At 58.9% G+C, this 23,426-nt stretch carries 20 protein-coding genes, 2 tRNA genes and 1 pseudogene; 13 read left to right on the top strand and 10 right to left on the bottom strand.

Annotation, left to right across the window (positions count from 1 at the left end; translation table 11 throughout):
* Window positions 1–75: 75 nt before the first annotated feature.
* Window positions 76–423: pseudogene (locus tag Q0753_RS15065) on the top strand (short-chain dehydrogenase); the annotation flags it as partial.
* Between the two features lie 4 nt (window positions 424–427).
* Here the strand turns inward: Q0753_RS15065 and Q0753_RS15060 are convergent.
* Window positions 428–763 carry a DUF1904 family protein gene (locus Q0753_RS15060; protein WP_298722921.1) on the bottom strand — a complete coding sequence of 112 codons (336 nt, stop codon included), beginning with the start codon at window positions 761–763 and terminating at the stop codon, window positions 428–430.
* A gap of 76 nt (window positions 764–839) precedes the next feature.
* On the opposite strand from Q0753_RS15060, the gene Q0753_RS15055 reads away from it, so the two are divergent.
* From Q0753_RS15055 to Q0753_RS15035, 5 genes are all read left to right on the top strand, one after another.
* A complete protein-coding gene (locus tag Q0753_RS15055; RefSeq protein ID WP_298722916.1) occupies window positions 840–1,685 on the top strand; it encodes a TraB/GumN family protein in 846 nt (281 codons plus the stop codon).
* Between the two features lie 121 nt (window positions 1,686–1,806).
* On the top strand, window positions 1,807–1,947 hold the full coding sequence (locus tag Q0753_RS15050) for a DUF3149 domain-containing protein (RefSeq protein ID WP_298722914.1): 141 nt from the start codon (window positions 1,807–1,809) through the stop codon (window positions 1,945–1,947).
* A gap of 239 nt (window positions 1,948–2,186) precedes the next feature.
* Window positions 2,187–3,662, top strand: coding sequence for a carboxypeptidase M32 (locus tag Q0753_RS15045; protein ID WP_298722911.1), 1,476 nt, complete (start codon window positions 2,187–2,189; stop codon window positions 3,660–3,662).
* Between the two features lie 62 nt (window positions 3,663–3,724).
* A complete protein-coding gene (locus tag Q0753_RS15040; protein WP_298722908.1) occupies window positions 3,725–4,102 on the top strand; it encodes a thiol-disulfide oxidoreductase DCC family protein in 378 nt (125 codons plus the stop codon).
* A gap of 121 nt (window positions 4,103–4,223) precedes the next feature.
* Window positions 4,224–5,306 (top strand): ketoacyl-ACP synthase III, encoded by a 1,083-nt coding sequence (locus Q0753_RS15035; RefSeq protein WP_298722905.1) that lies wholly within the window; start codon window positions 4,224–4,226, stop codon window positions 5,304–5,306.
* Window positions 5,307–5,387: 81 nt separating this feature from the next.
* Here the strand turns inward: Q0753_RS15035 and Q0753_RS15030 are convergent, their stop codons facing one another.
* Window positions 5,388–5,864: a VC2046/SO_2500 family protein gene (locus Q0753_RS15030; protein WP_298722902.1), complete on the bottom strand. Its 477-nt coding sequence runs from the start codon at window positions 5,862–5,864 to the stop codon at window positions 5,388–5,390.
* Window positions 5,865–5,987: 123 nt separating this feature from the next.
* Here Q0753_RS15030 and Q0753_RS15025 point away from each other — a divergent pair.
* Both Q0753_RS15025 and Q0753_RS15020 read left to right on the top strand, forming a co-directional pair.
* Window positions 5,988–6,072 (top strand) — tRNA-Tyr (locus Q0753_RS15025).
* A gap of 92 nt (window positions 6,073–6,164) precedes the next feature.
* Window positions 6,165–6,249, top strand: a tRNA-Tyr gene (locus tag Q0753_RS15020).
* A 621-nt stretch (window positions 6,250–6,870) separates the two neighbouring features.
* Here the strand turns inward: Q0753_RS15020 and Q0753_RS15015 are convergent.
* Together Q0753_RS15015 and Q0753_RS15010 are read right to left on the bottom strand one after the other, a co-directional pair.
* Window positions 6,871–9,966 carry an efflux RND transporter permease subunit gene (locus tag Q0753_RS15015; RefSeq protein WP_298722898.1) on the bottom strand — a complete coding sequence of 1,032 codons (3,096 nt, stop codon included), beginning with the start codon at window positions 9,964–9,966 and terminating at the stop codon, window positions 6,871–6,873.
* On the bottom strand, window positions 9,953–10,987 hold the full coding sequence (locus tag Q0753_RS15010) for an efflux RND transporter periplasmic adaptor subunit (protein WP_298722896.1): 1,035 nt from the start codon (window positions 10,985–10,987) through the stop codon (window positions 9,953–9,955). The genes Q0753_RS15015 and Q0753_RS15010 overlap by 14 nt, the downstream gene beginning before the upstream one ends.
* Window positions 10,988–11,164: 177 nt before the next feature.
* On the opposite strand from Q0753_RS15010, the gene Q0753_RS15005 reads away from it, so the two are divergent.
* Window positions 11,165–11,926: an SDR family oxidoreductase gene (locus Q0753_RS15005; protein WP_298722894.1), complete on the top strand. Its 762-nt coding sequence runs from the start codon at window positions 11,165–11,167 to the stop codon at window positions 11,924–11,926.
* Window positions 11,927–11,975: 49 nt separating this feature from the next.
* Window positions 11,976–12,782: an exodeoxyribonuclease III gene (gene xthA / locus Q0753_RS15000; protein ID WP_298722891.1), complete on the top strand. Its 807-nt coding sequence runs from the start codon at window positions 11,976–11,978 to the stop codon at window positions 12,780–12,782.
* Window positions 12,783–13,073: 291 nt separating this feature from the next.
* On the opposite strand, the gene hda is transcribed toward xthA, so the two are convergent.
* The 4 genes from hda to upp form a co-directional block, all read right to left on the bottom strand.
* Window positions 13,074–13,793 carry a DnaA inactivator Hda gene (hda, locus tag Q0753_RS14995; RefSeq protein ID WP_298722929.1) on the bottom strand — a complete coding sequence of 240 codons (720 nt, stop codon included), beginning with the start codon at window positions 13,791–13,793 and terminating at the stop codon, window positions 13,074–13,076.
* Window positions 13,789–14,775 carry a DUF2066 domain-containing protein gene (locus Q0753_RS14990; RefSeq protein WP_298722887.1) on the bottom strand — a complete coding sequence of 329 codons (987 nt, stop codon included), beginning with the start codon at window positions 14,773–14,775 and terminating at the stop codon, window positions 13,789–13,791. The genes hda and Q0753_RS14990 overlap by 5 nt, the downstream gene beginning before the upstream one ends.
* A 63-nt stretch (window positions 14,776–14,838) precedes the next feature.
* Window positions 14,839–16,107 (bottom strand): uracil-xanthine permease family protein, encoded by a 1,269-nt coding sequence (locus Q0753_RS14985; protein WP_298722884.1) that lies wholly within the window; start codon window positions 16,105–16,107, stop codon window positions 14,839–14,841.
* Between the two features lie 52 nt (window positions 16,108–16,159).
* On the bottom strand, window positions 16,160–16,786 hold the full coding sequence (upp, locus tag Q0753_RS14980; RefSeq protein ID WP_298722881.1) for a uracil phosphoribosyltransferase: 627 nt from the start codon (window positions 16,784–16,786) through the stop codon (window positions 16,160–16,162).
* A gap of 428 nt (window positions 16,787–17,214) precedes the next feature.
* On the opposite strand from upp, the gene purM reads away from it, so the two are divergent.
* Window positions 17,215–18,252: a phosphoribosylformylglycinamidine cyclo-ligase gene (gene purM / locus Q0753_RS14975; RefSeq protein ID WP_298722878.1), complete on the top strand. Its 1,038-nt coding sequence runs from the start codon at window positions 17,215–17,217 to the stop codon at window positions 18,250–18,252.
* Window positions 18,249–18,887, top strand: coding sequence for a phosphoribosylglycinamide formyltransferase (gene purN, locus Q0753_RS14970; RefSeq protein WP_298722876.1), 639 nt, complete (start codon window positions 18,249–18,251; stop codon window positions 18,885–18,887). Before purM ends, purN begins: the two co-directional genes overlap by 4 nt.
* Window positions 18,888–19,310: 423 nt before the next feature.
* Here purN and Q0753_RS14965 read toward each other — a convergent pair whose 3' ends face one another.
* Window positions 19,311–20,099, bottom strand: coding sequence for a class II glutamine amidotransferase (locus Q0753_RS14965; protein ID WP_298722873.1), 789 nt, complete (start codon window positions 20,097–20,099; stop codon window positions 19,311–19,313).
* 5 nt (window positions 20,100–20,104) lie between these two features.
* Window positions 20,105–20,686, bottom strand: coding sequence for a D-sedoheptulose 7-phosphate isomerase (lpcA, locus tag Q0753_RS14960; protein ID WP_298722870.1), 582 nt, complete (start codon window positions 20,684–20,686; stop codon window positions 20,105–20,107).
* Between the two features lie 236 nt (window positions 20,687–20,922).
* Between lpcA and fadE the strand changes: the two genes are divergently transcribed.
* Window positions 20,923–23,367 carry an acyl-CoA dehydrogenase FadE gene (fadE, locus tag Q0753_RS14955; RefSeq protein ID WP_298722867.1) on the top strand — a complete coding sequence of 815 codons (2,445 nt, stop codon included), beginning with the start codon at window positions 20,923–20,925 and terminating at the stop codon, window positions 23,365–23,367.
* The last annotated feature ends 59 nt before the right edge of the window (window positions 23,368–23,426 follow it).

Genomic DNA, 23,426 nt, shown 5'->3' with positions numbered 1-23,426 from the left:
TGCTCCCGAGTCCGTTCGTCAGGAGATCGGATCACGGGAGAAGCAGATAGTTCCCTGATTTAGGAAACAACGCCCCTGGAACTGACCGGCACTGGCATACATATCAGCCTGCTGGAACCCGGCCCTATAGAGACTCGTTTTCGCGCCAACGCCGAGGCCGCTTTTTTACGTCATATAGATGTTGAACAGAGCCGTCACCGGCAAGGTTACCGGCAAACCCTTGCCAGGCTGCAACAACCCGGCCCCAGCTCCCGCTTCAGCCTGGAGCCGGATGCCTGCATGGCGCCGCTGCTGCATGCACTGACCAGTTCTCGCCCCAGGATTCGCTATCCGGTGACCCGACCCACCGTGATGATGGGCTGGCTACGCCGTGTGCTCAGTGCTCGAGCGCTGGACAAACTGCTGCTCAAGGCCGGAGGGTAACTATTTAACCGAAGTGGCTGCCGTTTTCGTAATACTGGCGGCCTTCAAGCCGGGTAAAAATGACGCAGATATCCTGCTCGGCACCGACCCTGGCCCGCAATGTTGTCGTAATTTCGGCCGCGACCTTGTCCTGTATCTCCAGTGGGCGTTCAAACCAGAGTACTTCCACTATGGGATAACCACTTATTACCTGACCCTTGGCCACAAATTCGGCGGGAATAAATTCCAGCGTAAAATGATCCAGCGGACTGCCAATCATGGGCGATAAGATGTCGACCAAAGGTTTGCTGATTTGTTTGACCGTTTCACGGGACAGTCCACGAAAACGTAAATGAGGCATGATAAATTCCTTATTCTTGTGTGAATCACAACTTCGGCATCATAATCAAAGCCGAAGTACAAAACAGCGAGTGCCGATGAAAATATTATCTTTATTACTACTATGGTTCTGGAGCAGCATCACTCTGGCCGCTCCTGCCCTGTGGTCGGCCACAAAAGCGGGCCAACAGCTGTGGTTATTCGGCTCAATTCATCTTGCCGATAAACGCCTGACTTCACTGCCGGCGCCACTGCTGCACAGCCTGCAGCAAAGCGAGCAGCTGTTTCTGGAAGTCGACCCGGATGCTCTATCGCCGGCCACTCTGGCCCCTTTTATCACCATGTCGCCCGGTGACAGCTGGCATGCTCGGCTGGGCACTCCACTGGCCGATGAACTTGAACAGGCCATCAACGACACGGCATTGTCGCCACTGACATCACTGCCGCCCTGGTTTGCCGCCCTGCAGCTGACTCAGGCTCGGGCCCAGAAACTCGGTTTTACCAGTGAGCAGGGCGTCGATATGCAGATAATGCGTCTGGCCAGACAACGGCAACTTCCTATACGGGGGCTGGAAGCGCCAGATCTGGTGTTCAGCATGCTGGCCTCTCTGCCTGAACGGCAACTGGAAGCAGACTTTGTGCACCATACCCTGAATGAGCTGAACGATTTGCAACCGCACCTTGAGAAACTGCTGGACACCTGGCAAAGCGGAGACGAACAGGCCTTGCTCAGTCTGCTGCGCAACGAGCAGTCGCCCCCGCTGAACCGTTTTATCGAACAGGATTTGCTGCTGTCCCGCAATCGGCTGTGGCTGGAACACCTTAAAAGCCAGACTCCGCAAAAGGCATTACTGGTGGTGGGCGCCCTGCATCTTTATGGCGAACATGGCCTGCTTCGATTATTGGAGCAAGACGGCTATACACTGAATAAAATGACGGAATGAATAATTAAATTCATAAATGATCTAACCCATTAATGATCCCTCACTTTATTGATCAGGATCAGCACAACCAGAAAACATCTCGCTAAGATGAGTTCATAACGCATACGAAAGGAGACGACCCATGTCATTCTGGCTTGATTTAATGTTTGGGAGCGATGTTGGCTTGATGTCCATGCTGGTGATTATTGCAACCACGGTACTGATCTGCTTTTATGCCGGCTACTTTATTTATAAAGTCAGCAAAGCCGGTCCAAACGAGTAATTGAACGAGCTTGGCTCCATATTTAATACCCCGTTTTTAATAACGGCAGGTCTCACCTCCTCCCCGAGGCCTGTCGTTTCCTCTGTCCATTCAACTTGGTCATTCTGCTTCCTGTTTAACTTGATTATACTGCAGCTATTTATCATCTTGCGCTGTCTGAGCTGTTGTCTGCCTCTTTTCCGTTTTTCGGCTTGCCCATACCGACAGTTCTATCGCGCAACTCATTCAAGGAAGCGCCCATGTCTTATCATGCTCTGAGTCAGCATTTCGAACAGCTCCATCATCTGCAACACCTTGGTGCCATCTGTGGCTGGGATCAGGCCACCATGATGCCGTCCGGCGGCAACGAAGCCCGGGCCGAAGCCCTGGGCACCCTGGCGGTGCTGTGCCATCAACAATTGCAGGATCCGCGGCTGGCCGACTGGTTTGCCGACGCCGAGCAGGAATCGTCGGCTCGGGAGCACAAGGTCAGTCTGGCCGAGATGCGCCGCCAGTGGCGCGATGCCACCCTGTTACCGGCCGATCTGGTGCGCGCCATGTCGCTGGCCGGTTCGCGCTGCGAGCATGCCTGGCGCAGTTTGCGTCCTGCCAACGACTGGGCCGGTTATCTGCCGTTGTTTGAAGAAGTGCTCAACCTGTCTCGCCAGGTCGCCTCGGCCCGGGCCGAGGCGCTGGGTCTGTCCCGTTACGACAGCCTGCTGGAGCAATATGAGCCCGGCATGCGCAGCGCCCGGCTCGATACCCTGTTTGGCGGCCTGAAAAGCTGGTTGCCGGAATTGATCACTCAGGTACAGAACAAGCAGCGCAACGAGCCCATGCTGCAACCCCAGGGACCCTTTGCCATAGAACAACAACGGGCACTGGGGCTGGAGGTCATGACGCTGCTCGGCTTTGACTTCAATCATGGCCGGCTCGATGTCAGTGCCCACCCCTTCTGTGGCGGCGTCAGCGAAGATGTACGGCTCACCACCCGCTATAACGAGCAGGATGTGGCTCAGGCGCTGATGGGCATCATTCATGAAACCGGCCATGCCCGCTATGAACAGGGTTTACCTGCCCAATGGCGCCGGTTGCCGGTGGGCCAGGCCAGATCCATGGGGGTGCATGAATCCCAAAGCCTGTTCTTCGAGATGCAACTGGCCCGTCATCCCGCCTTTATCGCCCGACTGACTCCCTTGCTGGAGCGTCACTTCGGTGCCCAACCGGCTTTTGCCCCGGACAACATGGCCAGGCTTTACACTCGGGTCAGCCCCGGTCTGATCAGGGTCGACGCAGACGAAGTAACCTATCCGGCCCACATCATGCTGCGCTACGAAATAGAGCGGGATCTGATAGAAGGCAGAATGGAAGCCAGCGATCTGCCCGAACGCTGGGATCAGCTGATGCAAGCCTACCTGGGGCTGAGCACCAAGGGTAACTACAAGGACGGCTGCCTGCAGGACATTCACTGGACCGACGGCAGCTTCGGCTATTTTCCCAGTTACACCCTGGGCGCCATCTATGCGTCCCAGCAGGCCGCAGCCATGCAGCAACAGCAGGGATCACTGGAACAGCTGATCGGCAATAACTTGTCTTCTGTATTCGAATGGCTACAACAGCACATCTGGCAACACGCCAGCCTGCTGGAGACCGACACCCTGATTCAACAGGCTTGTGGTCAGTCACTGGATGCCACCGCCTTCAAACACCATCTGCAGCAAAGGTATCTGGGCTAATGCCGACTATGCTTAGCTCAGAGTTCCAGGGACGGAACTTCCTTGTCATGGAGGACGTGGTGATGGATGGAAAAAAGCCGCGCCATCAGCTGGTGGTGTTTTACGATGGCAGTTGCGAGGGCTGCATCAAGGACAGGGCGCGTTATGAACGTTGGGCAGGCACCGGTGGTGACGATATTTACTGGTTTGATATCACGGGTCGGGAAGAAGTATTGCTGAGCCTGGGGATCAGTCCTTACAAGGCATTACGCGAGCTGCACGTACAAACCGCAGACGGAGAAGTGCGATCCGAGCTGGACGCCTATATTCTGTTGATGCAGCGGGTGCCCCGGCTCAAGCCACTGGCCTGGTTGATTGGGCTGCCGCTGGTTCGGCCCTGTCTGTCCTGGATTTATCGTACCTGGGTTCAGCTACGACTGGAACGGCAAGGCCGAGGTTAACGCCACCACCCCGTAAACAACATCGAATACCCAAGCTGACGATATTGCCGGTATATGACGCTTTGAAGTCGCCAGGACAACATCGGCAGCATTCACCTTAATCTCGCAAACAGGGCTTAACATGCGCTACGCCAATATTACCGGTTGGGGGAAATGTCTGCCCCCCGCCGCCCTGAGTAACGACGATCTCGGCACCTTTCTCGACACTTCCGATGAGTGGATTCATAGCCGTACCGGCATTCGCTCGCGTCGCATTGCTCATGTAAGTACCTCGGCTCTGGCCACGGTAGCAGCCAGCCATGCTCTGGCCGCCGCCGGTATGGACGCGAGCCGGCTGGACTGCATTATCATGGCCACCGCCAGCCCGGACAGCCTGGTGCCCAGCGCCGCTTCGGCGGTACAACAGTCGCTGGGGGCCGGCCGCGCGGCGGTATTCGACATCAATGCCGCCTGTACCGGCTTTATTTATGGCCTGAGCGTGGGCAGCGCCCTGATCAAGGCCGGCAGCATGCAGCGCGTACTGGTGATCGGCGCCGAACGACTGACTCACTATCTGGACTGGACCAAAAGAGATACCGCCGTACTGTTCGGCGACGGCGCCGGGGCCGTGGTGCTGGAAGCCAGCGAACAACCGGTGGGGCTGCTCGCCGACAAGCTCGGCTGCGACGCAGAGGCCAGAGACATTCTTGCCGTACCCAATTCAGGCACCGACCGCCGTCGTTTCGAGCATATCGATGGCCTGTTCGAGGTCAATTTCGAGGGCAAGGAAATATTCAAGCGTGCGGTCAAGGGCATGGGCGATGCGGCCGCTCATGTGCTGGATCAGGCGGGGGTCACCGAGCAGGATATCGACTTGCTGCTGCCCCACCAGGCCAATATTCGCATTATCGAAACGCTGGCCAAAAAAATGGCATTGCCGCCGGAAAAGGTGATGGTGAACATAGCGCAGTACGGCAATACCTCTGCCGCTACCGTGCCCATCGCCCTGTGCGAGGCGCTGGAGCAGGGACGAGTCAAGCCCGGTGCTTTGCTGCTGACCGCCGCCTTCGGTGCCGGCCTGACCTGGGGCGCCGGCGTGATCCGCTGGGGCGATCGCATCACCCCGCTGAACCGCTCCGATGCAACCCTGCCGCCCTGCGAGCAAAGCGCACTGGAACTACTGGCACCGGCCATCATGGGCTGTCGCCAGGCCCACGGCGGTTGATGGGTCTGTGAAATGAAATGAAATGTGAGGGGTGAGGGGTGAGGGGTGAGGGGTGAGGGGTGAGGGGTGAGGCTAATCGTCTCAGGCCATCGCCTTGACGGCGTTCAACACCTCCAGCATGCGTCCCGGCTGTACCGGCAGCCGGGGATTCAGCTCACTCGACAGCCGCGCCAGGGTGCGCGGGTTCAGGTTGCTGCTGACGTCGGTCGGCAGCAGTTCGTCGCTCGCCCGTAACGGCTCGGCCCGCATCGCCAGCAATAAACGCAAGCTGTCCTGCTGCAGGCCACCGGCCAGGGCCGACAGCTCCGGTGCTCTGGTGCTGTCCTGTTGGTGCGCATAAAGCGGATTTTGCGCCGGCAGTTCGAAATGCTTTCGCCAATCCTGCTGCCCCTGCTCATTTTTTGCCTCTTCGATGCGCGGCAGATCCCGCGCATCTTCGGAAAGCAGCGCCAGCAGCAAACCAAAATCGCTACGACGGCCGTCGATGACCGCCTGGTTAAGGCGATCTCCGAGTTGGCTGTCGTTGACGAGCAGATTGGTATTAAGTTCTGGCAGCATAAAAAGTGCAAATATTAGGCATTTGAATGGTTATCGGCAGCAAGTCCGGTTTTTTTAGTAAAAAATTACCCTTTCGGGGTTCACAAGCTCCCTCTTTTTGGTAATATGCGCCCCACAAAGTGTGGAGGGGTTCCCGAGTGGCCAAAGGGATCAGACTGTAAATCTGACGGCTCAGCCTTCGCTGGTTCGAATCCAGCTCCCTCCACCATCTATTGTTAATCAGTGCCTTAGGCATTGATGTAAGACTTAAAAATTAAAACTGTTTAACGCACTTCATTAAACAGCAACAAGTTAACTCGTGGAGGGGTTCCCGAGTGGCCAAAGGGATCAGACTGTAAATCTGACGGCTCAGCCTTCGCTGGTTCGAATCCAGCTCCCTCCACCATCCTTTAAAAGCCGGTGCTCAGCACCGGCTTTTTTTATGCCTGCTGAAAACACAGCGCGAAGAAACGCTGTAAAAAACCTGTGGTAGGGTCGAATTTATACCAATCTGTAAAACTAACTGGTCTGTTTAGCTGCCCTGTAAAGGTCGAACAAAGGGTCCACTCCACCGACAAAACCGCATCCCTGCGACGCTCAGCACATGACGTCCGACCGCCAAGGATGGCGGGAGTGTCAGCATTGCAGGAGCCTTTGGTGACCTGTCATGTGATGGTCGCTGGAGTAGAACCCTTCATCCGCCCCTGTGCTGCGGCGTCGCCTGTGGGAGTGCCCTGCAGACAACTCGGTGCTTCAGGAGAGGCAGCAGAGATCGGCTCCCACGACCGTGAAATGCCAGGGACGGTATTTCCGAGCTCCCATGGATGGGTTTATTGCGTGTAGTGGGAGGTGACTCTGTTGCCTCTCGTTCCGAGCTTTAAAATAGATCATATTTTTACTTAGGTTGGTATTATTCGACCGCTTTAGGATAGTGCCTCGGTTTCTGGTCGAATAAATTCGACCCTAAAAAAGCACCGAGCTCACAAGCCCGGTGCTTTATAGCTTCGCGCTTACCGCTTTCAGCTTTCTATCCTTCAGGCTTTTCCTTCAGCGCCGCTTCCAGCCGTCGTTGCTGATGCTCCGGCGACTGAGTGTGCCGCGCCAGCAACCGGTACATGGCGGGCACGATAAACAGCGTCAGCAGGGTCGCCAGTGCCACGCCGGCAAACACCACTATACCCACCGCCTGCCGACTTTCGGCGCCGGCACCGCTGGCCAGGATCAGTGGAATCGCGCCCGCCACCGTGGTAAAGGCGGTCATCAGAATGGGCCGCAGACGTCGCACCGACGCCTCGATTAACGCCTCGGCAAACGGCTGCCCCCGGTCACGCAGCTGGTTGGCAAACTCCACGATCAGAATGCCGTTTTTGGTCACCAATCCTATCAGCATCACCATGGCTATCTGGCTGTAGGCGTTAAGGGTCATACCGGTAAAATACAGCCCCAGCAGGCCACCGAGCAGGCCAAGGGGTACCGTCAGCAGCACGATAAAAGGATGCACAAAGCTCTCGAACTGGGCCGCCAGGATCAGAAACACCACCACCAGCGCCAGCCCGAACACGAAGGCCACATCGCCCTGATTGCTTTTGTACTCCAGCGACTCGCCCTTGTAATCGACAGTGGCATTGTCGGGCAGCTGCTCGCGCACCAGGCCGTCCAGATAATCCAGCGCCTCACCCAGGCTATAGTTGCCGACCAGGTTGGCGCTGAGGGTAATCGCCTTCTTGCGATTGTAATGGTTAAGGGAAGGCGAAGCCCCCTGCTCGTTCAGGGTGACCAGGTTGTCCAGCGACACCAGCTCGCCGCCGCCGGTGCGCAGGTAGATGCCGCCCAGATCACTGAGCTGCCTGAAGGCGTCCTGCTGCCCCTTGAGATAGACATCGTACTCTTCCCCCTGGCGGGCATAGGTGGTAATGCCCTGGCCGCCGAGCATGACATTGAGACTGTCGGCCACCTCGGTTACCGAAATCCCCAGCTTGGCCGCCCGCTGCTGATCCACTTCCACCAGCAGCTCGGGTTTGGTCTGGGCATAATCCAGATCCAGATCACTCAGACCCGGGTTATCCCGCGCCAGCCGCTGCAACTGTTCGGCCCAGCCATAGAGTTCGTCGTAGTCGGCCCCGCCCAGCACAAACTCCACCGGTGAGCTGGAGCCGCCCCGAATGGACGAAGGCAGTATCGGAATCACCAGTACATCGGCCACGTCCCGGGTCAGGCCGCGAATACGCCCGACAACGGCTTCGGCCGAGGGCTCGCGTTTATCCCAGGCTTCCAGGCTGGCGATGACGATACCGCTGTTCACCCCGCCACCGAAGCCGGGAGTGCGGACCGTCAGGCTGGTAACGGTGCCATCCTGCTGCAAAGGCGCCAGGCGCGCTTCCACCTCCCCCATGGCCCGGCTCATGCGCTCGAAGCTGGCCCCTTCGGCCCCACGCACCAACACGAAGATCACGCCACGGTCTTCCTTCGGAGTCAGACTCTGCGGTACTTCTCGAAACAACAGGGTAATGAACCCCAGCGCCAGCACCATGGCCACCGGTGCCCACCAGCGATGACTCAGCTCGCTGCCGAGCAGGCGCCGATAGCCCTGTTCCAGTCGGGCAAAGCCTGCATCGAAACGGCTCGCCAGCCAGCCCGGTTGTTGTTTGGGCTTGAGGATCTTGCTGGCCATTACCGGGGTCAGGGTCAGCGCCACCAGCGACGAAAAAGCTACGGCTCCGGCCAGCAATATCGCAAATTCGGTAAAAATACGGCCTATGATGCCGCCCATGAACACGATGGGCAGAAATACCGATACCAGGGTCAGGGTGGTGGCGATCACCGCAAACCCCACCTCGCGCGCACCGTGATAGGCCGCCGCCAGCGGTGAACGGCCCCGCTCCAGGTGATGGTGAATGTTCTCCAATACTACAATGGCATCATCCACCACCAGGCCGATGGCCATGATCAGCGCCATCAGGGTAATGAGGTTGACCGAGTAACCCAGCGCATAGGCCAGGATAAAGGCACTGACCAGCGACACCGGCACCGTTACCGCCGGGATCAGGGTGGCGCGCACCTGCCCCAGAAAGATGTAAATCACCAGTATCACCAGCCCCACCGTGATCATCAGGGTCTGATAGACCTCGCTGATGGCGCTGTCGATAAACACCGAACTGTCGTAGGTCCAGGTCAGTTCGGCCCCTGCCGGCAGAAAGGGCTGCTGGGCAATAATCGCCTGCTTGACCTCGTTCACCACATCCAGGGTATTGGCCTGAGTCTGCTTGACGATGCCCAGCCCCACCACGTTCTGGCCGTTGGAGCGAAACAGGGTATCTTCCGGCTTTTCTCCTTCCCAGATCTCGGCCACGTCGCCCAGATAGACCCGAGCCCCCGAGTCAATGCGGCGAATGCTCAGGGTCTGGAAGTTTACCGCCTGATCGTAACCACGCTGAATGCGGGCGGCGAAGTTCTGCTGGCTGTTTTCCAGGGTGCCGGCCGGCAACTCCACGTTCTGGGCACGCAAGGCGGCGCGAATATCGGCCACCGTGACCCCGCGCGAGGCCATGGCCACCGGATCGAGCCGCACGTTCATCACCCGCTCCTTGCGACCACCGACCCAGACCGAGCTGACGCCGTCGAGCAGGCTGAAACGATCGGCCAGCACGTTCTGGGCATAATCCCCCAGTGCCAGTGGCGACATACCGGTAGAACGCAGCGTTACCCACAAGATGACATCGTTGCGCCCCGTGTCCTTGGTGACGATGGGAGCGTCGGCATCATCGGGCAGGCCGCGGGACGCCCGGGCCACCGCTTCGCGTACATCGCTGGCGGCGTTGTCCAGGTTTCGCGCCGGATCGAACTCGATGGTGATGCTGGAGCGGCCGTCACTGGTGCTGGAGCTGATAAATTTGACCCCGCTGATGCCCGACAACTCGTCTTCCAGTCGCTTGGTGACCTGCGTCTCCAGCACGCCGGCGCTGGCACCGGTATAATCGGTGCGTACCGTCACCACCGGCGAGGTGGTGTCGGGCATTTCCCGAAGCGGCAGCTCAAGAAAGGAAATCAGCCCGAATACGCACAACATCAGGCTCAGTACCGTAGCCAGTACCGGGCGGGAGATAGACAGATCAGAGAGCTTCACTCTGTACCTCCACCTGCATGCCGCTGCGTACCTTGACCGTGCCTTCGCTGATCACCCGCTCGCCAAGGGTCAGTCCGTCGGTAATGGTCACCCGCTCCCCCAGGTTGCGGCCTATGCTCACGTTGCGCCGACTGACCTTGCCCTCGTCATCCACCACAAACACATAGCGCTGCTGGCCCGCATAAAGCAGGCTCTGCGCCGGAATCACCGCCTGGGTGTTGTTATCTACCCTCAGCTGCACCCGCATCAGCATGCCCGGCACCAGCAGTCCCTCGCTGTTATCAAACAGCAAGCGAACCCGGGCGTTGAGGGTGTCTTCATCCACGCGGGGGGCAATGACCGCCAGCTCACCGATAAAGGTCTGCTCGCCATAGGCCTGGGTGTGAGCGCTCAACTGCTCACCCACCTTGAGCAGACGAAAATATTTTTCCGGTACCGCCAGATCCAGCTTGAGGCTGCTCACATCAAGCAGGTTTGCCACCGGTTCGTTGGCCCCGAGCAGGGCGCCGGGCGCCACATCGCTCAATCCTATCACACCACCAAAAGGGGCCTTGATGGTCAGATAGTCCGCCTGCACGCGAGCCGCCTGCAACTTGGCCTCGGCCATGGCCACCACCGCCTGCTGGCCGTTCAGCTCGGTCTGGGTGACCGCCTTGCGCCGGAACAGGGTCTGAAAGTTGTTAAGCACACGACGGGCGTCCATCAGCACCGCTTCGGCTTCGCGTACCGTCGCCTGTGCGGCTCTGTCATCCAGGCTGAGCAACAGCTGATCCCGAGCGATCATCTGGCCGGGCACGAAGTGCACCCTGGTCACCCGGGCACTGACCTGGGGAGAAATGGCCACCTGCTGACTGGCCTTGAGGGTACCAATCAGTTCAATGCCGGCCGTCACCGGCTGCTCGGTGACCCGTACCGTAGAGACCAGCGGCGCACTGCGGGCCAGTACCGCGCTCGGCGTCATGATCGACAGGCTCAACAGGCAGATCAACCAGAGACCGGAGTGATGGTGATGACGAAACATGTTTTTATTCCTTTGTGCATATTGGACCTAGTGTACCCGTTTAGTGCGGCCAGACTATGTCAGCTACCGGCAAAGAGGTAACAAAGTGTGACAAAACCCCACTACGCTTAGTCGAGGATGCAACAGGGCTTAATCGAAGACACCACAAGCCGGCAGGAGCCTCGTCAAGGAGACAGTATGAAGCAGGGAAAAATTCTGATCACCGGGGTAGCCCAGGGGCTGGGACTGGGCATGAGCCGCTACTTTCTGCAACACAACTATCAGGTAGTGGGGGTCGATATCGACAAGGATGCCCTCACCCGGCTGGACGACGCCGGATTGCCCGGCCTGCAACTGGTTCACCTCGATGTCAGCGAAGAAACCTCGGTACAGGCGCTGAGCCGACTGATTGAACGTCAGTTCGGGCAGATCGATGGCATCATCAACAACGCCGCCATCAGCCAGCCCCATCATGAACCACTGGCTCAGCTCCCCCTGTCGCACTGGCAGCGGGTGCTGGCGGTCAACCTTACCGGCCCCATGCTGATCAGCAAGCATGTGGCCCCCCTGCTCAAGCCGGGCGGGTCCATCATCAATATCGCCTCGACCCGGGCGCATCAGTCCGAGCCCGACAGCGAGGCCTATGCTGCCGCCAAGGGCGGACTCATCGCCCTGACGCATGCCATGGCCATCAGCCTGGGGCCGGATGTGAGGGTCAATGTCATCAGCCCGGGCTGGATTGATGTGAGTCGGCTGCAGCCAAACCCCATGGAGCCGGCGCCCAGCCGGCACGATCACGGCCTGCACCCGGCCGGCCGGGTGGGTGACGTCGACGATGTGGCGGCGCTGGCGCGATTTCTGTTATCCGACGAGGCCGGCTTTATTACCGGTCAGGAATATATTATCGACGGCGGCATGAGCAAACGGATGATCTATCCGGACGGGGCGACTGCCGACTGACCCCGGTTTCTGCTAGCATGGCGCCCTCTTTTTTGTATCGGGCGCCGTAATGAAAGTTGTTTCCTTCAATATCAATGGACTCAGGGCGCGTTTGCACCAGTTGCAGGCGCTTATCGACAAACACCAGCCGGACATCATAGGTCTGCAGGAAATCAAGGTTCACGACGACGCCTTTCCGCTGGCCGCCGTGGAAGCCATGGGCTATCACGTGCACTTTCATGGCCAGAAAGCTCATTACGGCGTGGCCATGCTGAGCAAGCAGGCCCCGCTTGCAATCCAGAAGGGCTTTCCCGGTGATGAAGAAGATGCCCAGCGACGCATGATCATGGGCCGTTTCGCCCGCCCCGACGGAAGCGTGCTGACCGTGCTCAACGGTTATTTCCCTCAGGGCGAAAACCGCAGCCACGAAACCAAGTTTCCGGCCAAGACCCGCTTTTATGCAGATTTGCAACGCTATCTGACCGAGCACCATCAGCCGGATGACGCGGTTATCGTGATGGGAGACGTGAATATTTCCCATACCGATCTGGATATCGGCATCGGCGAGCCCAACCGCAAACGCTGGCTGCGCGAGGGTAAGTGCTCCTTTCTGCCGGAAGAACGGGAATGGATGAACACGCTGATGGGCTGGGGACTGATCGACACCTGGCGGCTGCAGAACCCGGAAGAGAGCGCGCGGTATTCCTGGTTCGACTACCGCAGCAAGGGCTTCAACGACAACCGCGGCCTGCGCATCGACCTGATCCTCGCCACCCGGCCGCTGGTCGAGCAGTTGATCGACACCGGTATCGACTACGAGCTGCGCGGTATCGAAAAGCCCTCGGATCACGCCCCCATCTGGGCCACTTTTGGCTGAGGGATACATTGGATCGGGATGGGAATAAGAGATACTTGCTGATGAGTATCTCTTTCTTCGTAGGGTCGAATTTATTCGACCAGAGGTATGGCTCTCAGGTCAGGCTGGTCCATTGAAATGGACCCTACGGGACGAGCTGGCTTGCGGTTTTGTAGCCGCCGCTTCAGCTGGCGGATCAGACCACGCGAGACCGTCAGGCGATATGCAGTTCTTGCAGACATACCGTTACCTGCAAGTTTGCGCCGCATAAATGGGCTCGGTATTACATATAAATGCAGGTTATCAGCCCCGCTACAGCCCCAGTATTTCCTTGGCGAAGGGAATGCTGAGTTTGCGTTTGGCCTGAAAAGAAGCGTTGTCGAGCAGATCGAGAGCCGCAAGCAGGGTACTCATGTCGCGGGATAACCGATTGAGCAGAAAGCGGCCCACATCGGTGGGCAGCTTGAAGCCGCGCAATTCGGCTCTCAGCTGCAGGGCACTGAGCTTGCCTTCATCATCCAGCGGTTTCAGCTGATAGGCCACGCCCCAATCGAGGCGCGAGGCCAGATCCGGCAGTGCCAGCCCCAGGTTGCGCGGCGCGTTGATGGCACTGATCACCAGGGAGCCCGGCGCCCGCTCGCGGCGGCGATTGAAGAAGTTGAACACGGCCCGCTCCCACTCTGCCACCCCGGCAATGGCATCCAGATTATCCAGACACACCAGCGCCAGCAGCTCCATGCCGTCCAGTATGCGCGTCGACATGTTCTGATAGCTGTCGAGCGAAATATAGGCCGCGGTCTCACCTTCCCCATCCAGCTCGGCACAGGCGGCATGCAGCAGGTGAGAGCGGCCACTGCCCTGCTGCCCCCAGAAATACAGCAGCTCGTCACCCTGACCGATGGCCGCATTTTTAAGGGCGGTGATCAGCTGGGCGTTATCGCCCGGATAAAAACTGGCAAAGGTTTCATCATCCGGCAGCTGTACCGCCAGCGCCAACTGGGCTGGCTGGTTATCTTCTTCATCGCCGTTAATCACGTGTGGCTCCCGACCAGCTGAATTCCCGCTCACCGGTTACGGTCAGTCCGCCAATAGTGGTCAACGCCTGCAGCACGGCGGCGCGAGAGCCGTATAGGTCCAGTCGATAACGTCCCTGAGAGCCGGCGCTATCAACCACAAAAACCGACCCCACTCCATCGAGTTGGCGCAACTTGCGCTCCAGCAACACAGTGTCTGCAAACCGGCGCAGACCGGAAACCACTATGGTCAGTTCGCCGCCGGCATCCACCTCGGCCAGCAACGGCTGTTCCGGCGCCGGATTGGCAGGCCGGGGCGCCCGTCTCTGTGCATGCTTTTCAACCCAGTAACGATTGAGACGCGCCATCAGTTTGGTCACCGCATCGGCACCCGACTCCAGTTTACCTTCGAGCAGCGGCGTCACTTGCTCGGAGCCAAACAGCTGCCAGCGGCCGCCCTCCGTGCCCTGCTCCACTGCCAGCCAGTATTCTGCGCCGTAGCGCCGGCTGGCCTCACGCAGAGGCTTGGCAGCAAACAGCTCGCGGGGGTCCAGCGTCATGTGCTCGTCCAGATCCCACAGTGGCCATAGCAGCGGTATCTGATAGGCATTAGAGGCTCGTCGCCAGGAGCGGTTTGCCTCGCTGCGGGCACGCCCCTCTGTCGACAGCCACACCAGCAAGGTCGGCCTCGGCGCCAGCGAAAACGGCAACTCGGCGCCTTGCAGCAAGGCCAGCAACTCTGCTTCGTTGAACACGGCGTTATAGCCGGATCCTGTCGGCTCCGCCTGCAGGTAGCGCGACAGTTCTCGACCCACTTCATCCTGCACCCAGGAGTTCTCTGCTCGGCCGCCGGTCAGGCGATCCAGCACCAACTCCACCGCCTGGGTCCGCGCCTCGCTTCGGTTATAGGGGGCCGGATCAAGCTTAACCTCAAACACCGAGTGAGCCGACGCGGCAGCCGAACACAGCAGCAGCGTCGTCAGCAACAGATTTTTCAACATCAAGTTACCACTTTTGAAAAGCATGAGGCGCATGATAACCACAGACATGAATGCAAACCAGACTCAATGGGGCTGTGCTCTGGGTAGTACCAGATTCAACAGTATGCCGACGATGCCACACAGGCTGATGCCCTGCAGGCTGAAACCGCCGATACCGAAGGCCATGCCGCCGATGCCGAAGATCAGGATCACCGCCACAATGCACAGGTTGCGTGCCTGAGACAAATCCACCTGATGCTTGATCAGGCTGTTCAGGCCCACGGTCGCGATGGAGCCGAACAGCAGAATCATGATGCCGCCCATCACCGGGGTCGGAATGCTCAGCATCAGGGCGCCGAATTTACCGACAAAGGCCAGCACGATGGCAAAGCCCGCCGCCCAGGTCATGATCACCGGGTTGAAATTCTTGGTCAGCATCACGGCGCCGGTCACCTCGGAATAGGTGGTGTTGGGCGGACCACCGAACATAGAGGCACCAACCGTGGCCAGGCCATCACCCAGCAGGGTGCGGTGCAGACCCGGTTTCTTGATATAATCCTTGCCGGTAACCGAGCTGATGGCCAGCACGTCACCGATATGTTCGATGGCGGGCGCGATGGCCACCGGCAGCATGAACAACACCGCCTGCCAATGCCATTCGGGCGCGACAAAATGCGGCAGAGAGAACCAGGCCGCCTCGCGTACCGGCGTAAAGTCGACCACGCCGAACCACAGTGCCAGGCTGTAGCCCACCGCGATGCCGGCGGTAATGGGCACCAGCCGAAATACCCCTTTCGCCACCGTGGATACCAGCAGGGTGGTCACCAGCGCCGACAGCGACAGCCACAACGCCACATCGTTGGCCATCATTTCGGATGCACCATCACCGCTCTTGCCGATGGCCATGTTCACCGCCATCGGCGCCAGCCCCAGACCGATCACCATGATCACCGGCCCGACCACCACCGGCGGCAACAGCCGGGTCAGTAAAGCGGTACCGCGCCAGCGTACCAGCTGGCTAAGCAGCACATACATGACACCGGCCGCCATCAATCCGCTCATGGTGGCGGGAATGCCCCAGGTTTGCACGCCGTACAGAATCGGGGCGATAAAGGCGAAAGAAGACGCCAGAAAAATCGGTACCTGACGCTTGGTGCACAACTGAAAAATCAGGGTGCCGAAACCGGCGGTAAACAGGGCCACGTTGGGATCCAGGCCGGTGATCAGCGGCATCAGCACCAGGGCGCCAAAGGCCACAAACAGCATCTGGGAGCCGGCCAGAGCCTGGCGCAACGGGGTATTGGCCGCACTCTGGCTGTGGGCCAGAACGTCGGGTTGATTAACTGAACTCATCTTTTATTTACCTTGAACAAACGGAAAAAAACCGGCCTGCGCCGGTTTTGACTTACTTGGTACCAAAAATCTTGTCGCCGGCATCACCGAGACCGGGAATGATATAACCATTCTTGTCGAGCCGCTCGTCAACAGAGGCACAATACAGCTCTACGTCCGGGTGAGCGGCTTCCAGCGCCTTGAGGCCTTCGGGGGCAGCCACCAGCACGATCACCTTGAAGTGCTGACAGCCTTTTTCCTTCAGCAGATCGATGGTGGCGATCATGGAGCCGCCGGTAGCCAGCATGGGATCGACGATCAGCGCCATCCGTTCGTCGATATGGCTGACCAGCTTGTTGAAGTAATGTACCGGTTGCAGTGTTTCTTCGTCACGATAAACCCCCACCACGCTGACCCGGGCACCGGGCATATGCTCCAGCACCCCGTCCATCATGCCCAGGCCGGCACGCAGAATCGGTACTACGGTCACTTTCTTGCCCTTGAGCTGATCAACATCGGTCGGGCCGTGCCAACCATTGATGGTGGTTTTCTCGGTTTCAAAATCGGCAGTGGCTTCATAGGTCAGCAGGCTGCCGACTTCCTTTGCCAGTTCACGAAAGCGTTTGGTACTGATATCGGCTTCCCGCATCAGACCCAGCTTGTGTTTCACCAAAGGGTGCTTAACTTCAACAACTTTCATCAACCTATTCTCCCGACGCCCTGACTGTATGCACATGCACAAAAAAACCGCGGGATTTTAGCATAAAATAGCGCCCTGCGGCAGGCATTCAGGGTAAATTTTAGCAAAGGATGTCGTCTTCTTCCTGTTTAGCCTTGTTCGGCCCCTTGTTTTAAACTGTGAGTTTTAAACTGTGAGCCTGTCGTTAAAGGTGACGGGCATCTACCTAAGGTCCCCTATCAAGCGCCCGCCGGGCAATATCGAATCATCCACTCACATTCACTGCAAGAACATGGTCTGACAGGCCAACGTCGGTGGCACTGCCTCGCGCATTAAATTAGAATAGCGGCCGAAACAGTGACTAACAGCCGGCAACGGTGCCAACAGCCGCCAACAAGAGCCAACCGGTACCAGATCCGCTCCTAAATAAAATGACAAGGTAACCACTCGTGACGCAGAAAAAACCCCTGAGCTATAAAGATGCCGGTGTAGATATCGATGCCGGTAACGCCCTGGTTGAACGCATCAAAGGCGTCAGCCGTCGCACTCAACGCCCGGAAGTCATGGGTGGACTCGGGGGCTTCGGTGCCCTGTGCCAGCTGCCGACCGGTTACAAGGAGCCGGTGCTGGTCGCCGGCACCGACGGCGTAGGCACCAAGCTGCGCCTGGCCATCGATCTCAAGCGTCATCAGGGCGTGGGCATCGATCTGGTCGCCATGTGCGTGAATGACCTGATTGTGCAGGGTGCCGAGCCGCTGTTCTTCCTCGACTACTACGCCACCGGCAAGCTGGACGTCGACACCGCCGCCGACGTGGTGACCGGTATCGGCGAAGGCTGCGAGCTAAGTGGTTGCGCCCTGATCGGTGGTGAAACCGCCGAAATGCCCGGCATGTACGAAGCCGGCGACTACGACCTGGCAGGTTTTTGTGTTGGTGTAGTAGAAAAAAGCGGAATTATCGACGGCACCAAAGTCGGCGCCGGTGATGCGCTGATCGCCTTAGGGTCAAGCGGCCCCCACTCCAACGGTTATTCCCTGATCCGCAAGGTGCTGGAAGTCAGCGAGGCCGATCTGCAACAGCCGCTGGGTGATGGCACCCTGGCCGATGCACTGATGGCCCCGACCCGCATCTACGTGAAGCCGGTACTGGAGCTGATCAAGCAGTTCGACATCCATGCGCTGAGCCACATCACCGGCGGCGGCTTCTGGGAAAACATTCCCCGCGTGCTGCCTAAAGGTGCCAAGGCCGTTATCGACGGCAGCAGCTGGCAGTGGCCGCAGGTGTTCGGCTGGTTGCAGCAGGCCGGTGGTGTGGAAACTCATGAAATGTATCGCACCTTCAACTGTGGTGTGGGCATGGTGATTGCCCTGCCGGCCGACCAGGCCGACGCCGCCGTCAAGTTCATGCAGGACGCGGGCGAGCAAGCCTGGGTTATCGGTCAGATCGACAATGCGGCCGACGGCGAAGAGCAGGTCGAGATCAAATGAAGCGTATCGTCGTCCTGATTTCCGGCAACGGCAGCAATCTGCAGGCGTTGCTGGATCAGTCCGCCGCCGGCCTGCTGGGCGGCGACGTGGTGGCCGTCGTCAGCAACAAGGCCGACGCCTATGGTCTGGAACGTGCCCGCATCGCGGGCACCGCCACGGCGGTATTGCCCAGCAAGGACTATGCGGATCGGGACAGCTTTGATGCGGCGTTAATGACGCAAATCGACAGCTATGCGCCCGATCTGGTGGTACTGGCCGGCTTTATGCGCATCCTCACCCCCGGTTTTGTGCGCCATTATCAGGGACGAATGATCAATATTCATCCTTCCCTGCTGCCCAAATACCAAGGGCTGCATACGCATAAAAGAGCCATTGAGGCCGGTGACAGCGAGCACGGCTGCAGCGTGCACTTCGTTACCGAAGAGCTGGACGGCGGCCCGGTGGCATTGCAGGCCAGGGTGCCCATCTTTGCCGGTGATGACGAAGCGGCCGTGGCCGAGCGGGTACAGGTGCAGGAGCACGCTATTTATCCGTTGGTGGTGCGCTGGTTCTGCGACGGTCGTCTGATGATGCAGCAAGGTAGTGCCTTTCTGGACGGCACCTTGCTGCCCGCTCAGGGTCACGCCGGAGAGTAATTTTCTTCTGCTACTGAAAAAGCGCGCTTATGGTGACATAAGCGCGCTTTTTGTTGTGTGAATGCAGATAAATCATGGTTCCAGAGGCAACACAGCAGCCTCCCACGACACGCCATGAACTCATCCCTGAGGGCTCGGGAAATGCCGTCCATGGCATTTCACGGTCGTGGTAGTCGATCTCTGTTGCCTCTTCTCAAGCATCGAGTTGTCTGTAGGTGGCGCTAACAGACAACGCCGGTGCATCAAGGAGGACAAAGGGATCTGCTCAGCCGACCATCCGCGCTACGGATGGCGCGGCTGAGCCTCCAGGGAGGGATTCACGGCGAGTCGGGGGAGCGGGCCCTTTGTTCGACTTTTATACAAAAATGAAATAGATCATTTGTTTAGTGAGATTGGTATTAGAGCCATCTGCAGGGAACAAGCTCACAAATCGGTAGCCGCGATTCGTTCGCCCAGCAGGAAGAGGTTGAACTCGCCCGGTTGCATCTTGTGCCACTGCTCGTTGTTGGTCAGCGGCTGGGTGGCGATCACGGTCACGATATCGTTGGGCGTGGTTTCCTTCTGAAAGTCGATTTCGACTTCTTCATCGATTAGCCGGGCCGGGCCGAAGGGGGCGCGGCGGGTAATCCAGTGCAGATTGTTGCTGCAATAGGTCATCAGATATTCGCCGTCGGTGAGCAGCATGTTGAACACGCCGAGCACACGCAACTGATCGCACAGGCCGGCCACATAACGGAACATGGCGGCCATGTCCGTGGCATCATGGGGTTTGGTGGGAAACTGGCGCTCCATGGCATCCAGAATCCAGCAAAAGGCGAGCTCGCTGTCGGTTTCACCCACTGGCTTGTGCCGCCCGGTTTCAAGATGGTCGTAACCGCTCAACTGGCCGTTGTGGGCAAAGGTCCAGTACCGGCCCCACAGCTCCCGGGTAAAGGGGTGAGTGTTCTCCAGCGCGATGCCGCCCCGGTTGGCCTGCCGGATATGACTGACCACAGAGCAGCTCTTGATCGGATACTCCTGTACCAGCCTGGCGATGCGCGACTGACTGGACGGCTGCGGATCCTTGAAGGTACGCAGTCCCTTGCCTTCGTAAAACACGATACCCCAGCCATCCTTGTGGGGGCCGGTGCGGCCGCCCCGCTGCATCAGGCCGGTAAAGCTGAAGCAGATATCGGTGGGTACGTTGGCGCTCATCCCTAGCAATTCACACATATCGCTTATCCCTGCTCCATCTCTTTTTCGACCAACTGGATCAGAATATGAATGATCTTGATGTGTACTTCCTGAATCCGGTCCGCATAACCGAAGTGAGGGACGCGAATTTCCACATCCGCCAGACCGGCCATCTTGCCGCCGTCCTTGCCGGTCAGGGCAATCACCTGGATGCCTTTGGCCTTGGCCGCTTCGATGGCCTTGAGAATATTGCCGGAGTTACCGCTGGTAGAGAGACCGAACAGCACGTCCCCTTCCCGCCCTACCGCTTCCAGATAGCGGGAAAATACGTATTCATAACCGAAGTCGTTGGCAACGCAAGACAAATGGCTGGGATCGGAGATGGCGATGGCCGGATAACCCGGGCGGTTTTCCCGATAGCGCCCGGTCAGCTCTTCGGCAAAGTGCATGGCATCGCAATGAGAGCCGCCGTTTCCGCAAGACAACACCTTGCCACCGGCCTTGAAGCTGTCGGCCAGCAACTTGGCCGCCTGCTCGATGGCCTGAATATTGGCATCATCGGCCAGAAAGCGATTCAGCACTTCGGCGGCGTCGGTCAGTTCGCTACGGATCAGATCCTGATACATGAAATTGCCTCTCACTCACGATAAAAGGGCATTTTGGCACAAGTCACCCGCAGCGGGAAGCCGGGCGATCCCGGCCACCGCCTGTTGTGGTGAGAGTGCGGCAGAATCGGGAAGAATGGCGCCCTTTTCTTTAACTTTTTCGCAGCTTGCTTTAAACATTTGTATGAATTACAACTAGGAGCACCCAAACAGGTCAGACCTCACAGCCGCACTGATGCCGGTAAAAGGAGTTATTGATGATTACCCTGCTGCTACTGCTGATTTCCTGGAGCATTCTGGCGTACCGCCGCTCCCGCCTGTCCACGACCACCCTGATCAGCGCATTGGTACTGGCGGTGGGCACCCTGTTGGGCGAGGTTCACTCCAGCCTTTGGCTGATTTTTGCCGTGCTGGCCGCGTTGCTTAACATGACGCCGCTGCGATCCGGCCTGCTCAGCCGCCCGCTGTTCGGCTTGTATAAAGGGCTGATGCCGGAGATGTCTTCCACAGAGCGCGAAGCCATCGAGGCCGGTACCACCTGGTGGGAGGCCGAGCTGTTTCGCGGCAAACCGGACTGGCACACCCTGCACCAATATCCTCAACCGAAGCTCAGTGCCGAAGAGCAGGCCTTCATGGACGGTCCGGTAGAGCAGGTGTGCCGCATGACCAACGACTGGGAGGTGACTCACGAGCGCGCCGATCTGTCGCCCGAGGTCTGGGATTACCTGAAAAAGCAGGGCTTCTTCGCCATGATCATCGAAAAGCAGTATGGCGGCCTGGCGTTTTCTGCCTATGCCCAGTCCCGCATCCTGCAAAAACTGTGCAGCACCAGCGCCGTGCTGGCTTCAACCGTCGGTGTGCCCAACTCCCTTGGCCCGGGCGAGTTACTGCAGGAATACGGCACCCGGGAGCAGAAGGATCACTATCTGCCCCGGCTGGCCCGCGGCGAAGAGGTTCCCTGCTTTGCCCTCACCGGGCCGGAAGCGGGCTCCGACGCCGGCGCCATTCCCGATGTGGGCCTGGTGTGCATGGGCGACTGGCAGGGCGAGCGAGTACTGGGCATGCGTCTGACCTGGAACAAACGCTACATTACCCTGGCGCCCATCGCCACCGTGCTCGGGCTGGCGTTCAAGCTTAAGGATCCAGAAGGTTTGCTGGGCGGCGAGACCGATCTCGGCATCACCTGCGCCCTGATCCCCACCACCACCCCCGGCGTAAAAATAGGTCGCCGTCATTTTCCGCTGAACGTGCCCTTTCAGAACGGCCCCACTCAGGGCGAAGAGGTGTTCGTGCCCATCGACTTCATCATCGGTGGTCGGCGAATGGCCGGTCAGGGCTGGCGCATGCTGATGGAATGCCTGTCGGTGGGTCGCGGCATCACCCTGCCCTCAACCGGCACCGCCGGTACCCGGGTCTCGGCACTGGCCTCCGGTGCCTACAGCCGTATTCGTCGCCAGTTTCGGCTACCCATCGGTAAGATGGAAGGCATCGAAGAGCCGCTGGCTCGCCTCGGCGGTAACGCCTACCTGTCCGATGCGGCCAGCATGCTGACCGTAACCGGCATCGATCTGGGCGAAAAGCCTTCGGTGGTGTCGGCCATCGTCAAATATCATCTCACCGATCGCAGTCAGCGCAGCATCATCGACGCCATGGACATTCACGGCGGCAAGGGTATCTGCATGGGGCCCAACAACTACCTGGCCCGCGGTTATCAGGGCGCCCCCATCGCCATCACGGTCGAAGGCGCCAACATCCTGACCCGCAGCATGATCATCTACGGCCAGGGTGCCATTCGTTGCCATCCTTACCTGCTGGCGGAGATGCTGTCGGTGCAGGAGCCGGATGCCCGCAAGGCGCTGACGCAATTCGACCAGGCGGTATTTGGCCATCTCGGCTTCGCCATCGGCAACCTGGTGCGCAGCCTCTGGTTCGGCTTTACCGGGGCCCGCTTCAGCCCGACGCCGGTTGCTGATGACACAGCGCCTTATTACCGCCAGATGAACCGGCTGAGCGCCAACCTGAGCCTGTTGTCGGATGTGGCCATGGCCAGCCTCGGCGGCGAGCTCAAGCGCAAGGAACGACTGTCGGCCCGCCTCGGTGACGTGCTGAGTCAGCTGTATCTGGTGTCCGCCACTCTCAAGCGCTTCAACGACGAAGGCCGCCCGGCCGAAGTGTTGCCGCTGGTACACTGGGCCTGTCAGGATGGCCTGTACCGTGCACAGGTGGCACTGGTGGAGCTGCTCGACAACTTTCCCGCCCCCCTGTTGGGCAAAACCCTCAAGTTCCTGCTGATGCCCTATGGTGCCCCGTTCAAACGGCCTTCGGACCGGCTGGATCATCAGGTTGCCCGCGCCCTGCAAACGCCGGGAACGGTACGCCAGCACATCGGCGACGGGCTCTACTTGGCCGCCGAGGATGGTAACCCGCTGGGCATGCTGGAGCAGGCCTTCACCGACGTCCTCGCCGCCGAGCCGGTATTCGACAAAATCACCCAAATCCTCGGCCGCCGGTCCTTCACCCGGCTGGATCAGCTGGCTAAAGAGGCTCTGAGCGCCGACATCATTGACTCACAAGAAGCCGCCCTGCTGCAGCAGGCGGAAGCCAGCCGCTTGCGCACCATCAACGTCGACGACTTCGAGCCACAGGCGCTGGTGGCCAACAAGGCGCTGTTCAACGACGCCATGCTGAACAAGAGCACTTGATTGATGCTGGTCACTCGAGGCTTTTTGAGTACAATAATGATATACATTTAATACAATTA

This window comes from uncultured Oceanisphaera sp. (assembly GCF_947495715.1).
Lineage (GTDB): Bacteria > Pseudomonadota > Gammaproteobacteria > Enterobacterales > Aeromonadaceae > Oceanimonas > Oceanimonas sediminis.
This window is presented reverse-complemented; position numbering and strand designations above follow the sequence as displayed.